This is a genomic window from Phocaeicola fibrisolvens (genome assembly GCF_025567125.1).
GTDB lineage: Bacteria > Bacteroidota > Bacteroidia > Bacteroidales > Bacteroidaceae > Phocaeicola > Phocaeicola fibrisolvens.
This window is the reverse complement of the sequence record NZ_JAOQJI010000006.1, coordinates 133,336-139,335: the sequence shown is the minus strand read 5'-3', so window position 1 is coordinate 139,335 and position 6,000 is coordinate 133,336. Positions and strand designations below refer to the sequence as shown.

Here is a 6,000-nt window from a genome sequence, read left to right as displayed (position 1 = left end):
AATCCGTTTCATTCTAAAGGACTGCTTAAAAGACTGTATTTCAATAATTTCAAAGACCGATTAGCTAACTTTTATTGGACAGTAGTGAAAACAAAATCAAAGGTGTATTCTCTGTCCCACAGTGTGAAATACAAAAACCACAGTGTGGGATACATATTTCACACTGTGGAATATATATTCTACACTGCGGTATAAAGAAAATAAAAAGAAAAAAGGAAGTAAATGAAAAGGCACTTTCATTTAAAAAGCCAACCCATCAGCCACCGAAAGTTCTTAGTGTTGCACATGGGAACGGTACCATCTTGATTCCGGGCTGTGCTTTCATAAACTAATTTCCCCTTATTAGTCTAGGTACAGCACAGACCACGATGGTACCGTTGTTTCCCCACGTACAAGTAACTCACAGCATAGTTTATCATCTTTTCCAATTATGAAAAAGGAAACTATCTGCATGAACTGGCACTACAAAATAAAGAGAAAATCATCAATAAATCAACACTTTACGAGAATAAATTCATCCATCTATTCATTTTTGCGGACACAGCAAACCATTGCTATCTTAGCAAATTATTTTTTTTGCGGACACAGTAATCTTTTGTGATTTGAGCAAACAACTGCATCTCATTCTACTGATGGATTTCTTCCATTTTCTTACGCCAACGGGCAGGTGAACATCCCTCCTTTTCCGCAAAAATCTTGGTAAAATAACTTAATGATAAAAATCCGGAAGCTTCAGAAATCCGGCGTACACTTAAATCAGTATGCTCTCGCAACATCTGTTTGGCATATTCCACTCGAAGTCCTGTAATCCACTCCCGGAAAGATACATGATAGGTATTCTTGATATAACTGCTCAAATACGTACGATTGGTATTCAACATACGAGCCAAATCTTCAATGGTAAATCCTGGTTGTGTATAGGCCTTCTCTTCCACCCATTTTGAGAGATTCCGAGCGATTCCTTCATAAAACTGAGGAATATTATGCGATGTTTCTGAAACTGATTCCTGGCCCTCTTCATCCTGGTTCATTTCCAACACACGCTCCACTTGCTCATAGAATAACAGATAGTTCTGATAAGAACAAAACAAATAGATATAAAATGGTATGGAAGAAAGAATCCATAAAAACACATATTTGTCAGGCAGAAAGGTCAACAAGCCGCAACTCACCCCATAAATGACAGCCCAATAAGTAAAAATTGACATCCAGCGCACATAGACGGCAATGTAATCGGAATGAGTATCATCGAATGACTTGACAGCCCGTCGGTAAGTCAAAATGAGCCTGCAAGCCAGCCAAAAGCCATAGACGAACAACCATACGGCCATAAAAATCAGTCCCATTTGTTGTATAACTCCCTCAGCCAATCCCAACAACACAAATCCAGAAAGAGAAGTAAACAGAAACCATCCAAGTAAATGTACCGTAAAACGCTTTCGCGTAAGATAGAACCGATCCAGCAACGTGGTAAGTGCTGAACTGAAAAGCCAATAACAAAGGAAATAAGTAGAAAGATTCATCAAGATAGCCGCATTGATATTGGCAAAACGAATTCCACCTAGAAAATGTATCAGATAATTGGCTGAAAGAACCAAAAGTGCTACTCCCATCGTCTGACGGGAACGAAGATAATTATCAAAAATAGTTTTATCTGGAACCTTTCCAAGAAGAAAATACCCCCCGAAAAAAAGCATCAGTGCCAATGCGGCACAAAGCGAAAATTCATATAATAGATAGTTCATAAAAATAAAAAATAGTCCAGCAATAACAATACTTATTTATCGGCATACAAAGTTATGAAGTTTTTCGGCTATCTCAGTATTTTTCTGTATTTTTGAACAAACCTCTTATTAATCATCTTTTTATATGGAAACATCTCTCTTCTGGCTGATACCGGCCGCATCGCTGCTGGCATTGGCACTTGCCGGATATTTCTACCGGCAGATGAAACAGGAAAGCGAAGGAACTCCTGCCATGACACGCATCGCCTCGTACGTACGGCAAGGAGCCATGTCGTACCTGAAACAGCAATATAAAATCGTCACTATCGTGTTTATCGCTCTGGCGGTGCTGTTTGCCGTCATGGCCTACGGATTTAACCTGCAAAACCACTGGGTGCCTGTGGCCTTCCTGACGGGAGGATTCTTTTCCGGCCTGTCGGGCTACCTGGGGATGAAAACGGCTACCTACGCTTCGGCACGCACGGCACATGCGGCCCGGAACTCTTTGAACAAAGGCCTGAAAGTGGCGTTCCGCAGCGGAGCTGTCATGGGTCTGGTAGTGGTCGGACTGGGATTGTTCGACATTTCTTTCTGGTATCTGTTGCTGGAACAATGTATTCCGGAAGATGCCCTGAATCCGACGGCCAAACTGTGTATCATTACCACCACCATGCTAACCTTCGGTATGGGAGCCTCCACACAGGCCCTCTTTGCCCGTGTAGGAGGAGGCATTTACACGAAGGCAGCCGACGTAGGAGCCGACCTAGTGGGGAAAGTGGAAGCGGGTATCCCGGAAGATGACCCGCGCAACCCGGCGACCATTGCCGACAACGTGGGCGACAATGTGGGCGATGTAGCGGGAATGGGGGCCGACCTCTATGAATCTTACTGCGGTTCCATTCTGGCCACAGCAGCCTTGGGAGCGGCGGCCTACATCGGGACCGGCGATACGGTCATGCAGTTCAAGGCAGTCATTGCCCCGATGTTGATTGCAGCAGTCGGTATCCTCTTGTCCATCATCGGTATTTTTGCCGTACGTACCAAAGAAGACGCGGGCATGAGGGAACTGCTCCGGGCCTTGTCAACGGGCACCAACCTCAGCGCGGGACTGATTGTCATCGCTACGTTCGCGATTCTTTGGCTATTGCAGCTGGAAAACTGGCTCTACATCTCCTGTGCCGTTGTCATTGGACTGGTGGTAGGGGTCATCATCGGGCAATCTACGGAATTCTATACCTCTCAATCCTACAAGCCGACCCGGAAACTGGCGGAAAGCGGAAAGACCGGACCGGCTACGGTCATTATCTCGGGCATCGGACTAGGCATGGTATCTACCACGATTCCGGTCATTGCCGTCGTAGCCGGCATCATCCTGTCCTACTGGCTGGCCTCGGGATTTGACTTCACGAACATCAGTATGGGACTCTACGGCATCGGCATTGCGGCGGTGGGCATGTTGTCCACCTTAGGCATTACCTTGGCTACGGACGCGTATGGCCCGATAGCCGACAACGCCGGAGGCAATGCCGAGATGAGTGGCCTGGGAGAAGAAGTACGCAAACGGACTGATGCGCTGGATTCTTTGGGAAACACCACGGCAGCCACAGGAAAAGGATTTGCCATCGGCTCGGCTGCCCTGACCGGACTAGCCCTGTTAGCTTCTTACATCGAAGAAATTCGTATCGGACTGGAACGCATCGGTACGACGGTACTGGAACTTCCCAACGGACTGGAAGTAGTCATTCACGAAGCCGGATTCACGGATTTCATGATGTACTACGATGTCACACTGATGAATCCGAAAGTGCTGTCTGGAATGTTCATCGGCAGCATGATGGCCTTCCTGTTCTGCGGATTGACCATGAATGCGGTGGGCAGAGCCGCAGCCCACATGGTAGAAGAAGTACGCCGACAGTTTCGTGAAATCAAAGGGATTCTGGAAGGCAAGGCAGAACCGGATTATGCCCGCTGCGTACAAATCTCCACACTGGGTGCCCAGAAAGAAATGGTGTTCCCTTCCCTGCTGGCCATCATCGCTCCCATTGTGACGGGACTGCTGTTCGGAGTACCGGGCGTCATCGGACTGCTGATAGGGGGATTGTCATCGGGCTTTATCCTGGCCATCTTCATGGCTAACTCCGGCGGTGCCTGGGACAATGCGAAGAAATACGTGGAAGAAGGTAACTTTGGCGGGAAAGGCAGCGAAGTACACCGGGCCACCGTGGTAGGCGATACGGTAGGCGACCCGTTCAAGGACACTTCCGGTCCGAGCCTGAACATCCTCATCAAACTGATGAGCATGGTGGCCATCGTCATGGCCGGACTGACCGTCTCCTGGAGCTTGTTCTAAGCAGCCCCCAGCAGCAATATAGAAATACGACCTTCAATCGAGGAATGGAAACTGAATAATAACCATACAAAAAATCTCCTGCTCAGCCTCAGTTCATGCGAACTTTCCGGCTGAAAGCAGGAGATTTTTTACTTTAGTATTTCTTTACAGGCAGTTCTTTTTCCTAAAGTTCATCTTTCCCCAGCACACGGCAATGATGCGCTTCGAGCACCTTCAGACAGTGTGCCATATCATTGGGTTTGATGACCACATGGGCCTGGTCGGCCTGGGCAAACGCATACATGTATTCAATGAAAATCTGCTCTTCGGCCAGATATTCCAACACCACTGCCAGCGAGCCGGGCACATTGTCACACGACAGACAGACCACATCGGTCGACATCACGGCAAAATCTTTTGCCCGGAGCACCTCGACTGCTTTCTCCACATCGGAAACGATCAGGCGTAAAATACCGAAATCGGCAGTCTCGGCCATACTGAAGGCATGCATATTGATACCATTTGCTCCCAATGCATGCACCACGTCATTGATTCTTCCGGTCTTATTTTCCAGAAAAACGGATAATTGTTTGATTATCATAGATTCACTTCCTTTAATTACACCAATACTCGGTTATCAATCACACGTTTGGACTTGCCCTGGCTACGGGCTATGCTGTTCGGTTCCACCAGTTTGACTTCCGCACTGATGGAGAGCACACTCTTCAGGCGGTCGGACAGGGTCTTCTTCAGCTTCAGCATGGAACCGATGTCGTCGCTGAAAAAGTCGCGGCGCACTTCCACCTGTACTTCCAGCGTATCGAGGTTGTTCTTGCGGTCGACCACCAGCAGATACTGCGGTTCAAATTCCTTCATGCCCAAAATCACACTTTCCACCTGTGACGGGAAGACATTGATACCCCGGATAATCAGCATATCGTCGCTTCGACCCATAATCGGCGTCATACGCACGCTGGTACGTCCGCAAGGACACGGGTCAGCAATCAGGGAAGTCAGGTCTTTGGTGCGATAGCGGAGCAGCGGCATGCCCTCCTTGGTCAATGTGGTAAACACCAGTTCTCCCTGCGTGCCATACGGCAGGTTCTGACACGTCACAGGGTCGATGATTTCCGGATAGAAATGGTCCTCATTGATATGGGAACCATACTGCTCCTGGCATTCGTAAGACACGCCCGGCCCCATAATCTCGCTCAATCCATAAATGTTGTAGCCCTTCAACCCCAAACGGCTCTGGATTTCCTGACGCATGTTTTCCGTCCAAGGTTCTGCTCCGAAAGCACCGATACGTAATCCCAGTTCTTCCTTGCGGATACCCATCCGTTCCACCACCTCTGCCAGATACAAGGCATACGAAGGCGTACAGGCAATACCCGTGATATGCAAATCCCGAATCAGGCGTACGTGTTTTTCCGTATTTCCGGTAGAAGCCGGAATCACGGTTGCCCCCAGATTTTCCACGCCATAATGCGCTCCCAGTCCACCGGTAAACAGACCATATCCGTAACTCACGGAAAACGTATCTTCCCGAGTCACCCCGTATGCCGAAAGACAACGCGACATCACCTCCGACCAGATAGACAAGTCGCGGCGGGTATATCCCACAATGGTCGGGTTACCTGTCGTTCCGGAAGAAGCATGCACACGCACCACTTCCGAAAGAGGAGCCGCCATCAACCCGTACGGATAATTGTCCCGCAAATCCTGTTTGGTGGTAAAAGGCAGTTTCGTGATGTCCTCAATTTCCCGGATGTCATCGGGAGTGAGATCCATCTCCTGCATCTTGTGCCGATAGAAAGGCACATTATGGTACACATACTGCACCAGTTTGCACAAACGTTTCCCCTGTAGCTCACGCATCTGTTCACGCGGCATACATTCTTTGTTCGGATTCCAAATCATAGTGTGTTTTTCTTTATTTCTGTAGTA

Annotated in this window: 4 protein-coding genes; 1 reads left to right on the top strand and 3 read right to left on the bottom strand. The window is 48.1% G+C overall.

Annotated elements, in window-relative coordinates; translation table 11 throughout:
• Positions 1 to 626 precede the first annotated feature (626 nt).
• Entirely contained in the window at positions 627 to 1,745 is a 1,119-nt protein-coding gene (locus OCV81_RS04440) for an AraC family transcriptional regulator (protein ID WP_148328731.1), read from the bottom strand.
• A 124-nt stretch (positions 1,746 to 1,869) separates the two neighbouring features.
• Here OCV81_RS04440 and OCV81_RS04435 point away from each other — a divergent pair, with 124 nt between their 5' ends.
• Positions 1,870 to 4,074, top strand: coding sequence for a sodium-translocating pyrophosphatase (locus tag OCV81_RS04435; RefSeq protein ID WP_148328729.1), 2,205 nt, complete (start codon positions 1,870 to 1,872; stop codon positions 4,072 to 4,074).
• Between the two features lie 163 nt (positions 4,075 to 4,237).
• On the opposite strand, the gene OCV81_RS04430 is transcribed toward OCV81_RS04435, so the two are convergent.
• On the bottom strand, positions 4,238 to 4,654 hold the full coding sequence (locus tag OCV81_RS04430; protein WP_022353609.1) for a hypothetical protein: 417 nt from the start codon (positions 4,652 to 4,654) through the stop codon (positions 4,238 to 4,240).
• Between the two features lie 17 nt (positions 4,655 to 4,671).
• A complete protein-coding gene (locus tag OCV81_RS04425) occupies positions 4,672 to 5,973 on the bottom strand; it encodes a phenylacetate--CoA ligase family protein (protein ID WP_148328727.1) in 1,302 nt (433 codons plus the stop codon).
• Between the last annotated feature and the right edge of the window lie 27 nt (positions 5,974 to 6,000).

Excerpts from the sequence above, each read along its gene's own strand:
- OCV81_RS04440 (WP_148328731.1), bottom strand. The coding sequence starts at position 1,745 with ATGAACTATCTATTATATGAATTTTCGCTTTGTGCCGCATTGGCACTG.
- OCV81_RS04435 (WP_148328729.1), top strand. The coding sequence starts at position 1,870 with ATGGAAACATCTCTCTTCTGGCTGATACCGGCCGCATCGCTGCTGGCA.
- OCV81_RS04430 (WP_022353609.1), bottom strand. The coding sequence starts at position 4,654 with ATGATAATCAAACAATTATCCGTTTTTCTGGAAAATAAGACCGGAAGA.
- OCV81_RS04425 (WP_148328727.1), bottom strand. The coding sequence starts at position 5,973 with ATGATTTGGAATCCGAACAAAGAATGTATGCCGCGTGAACAGATGCGT.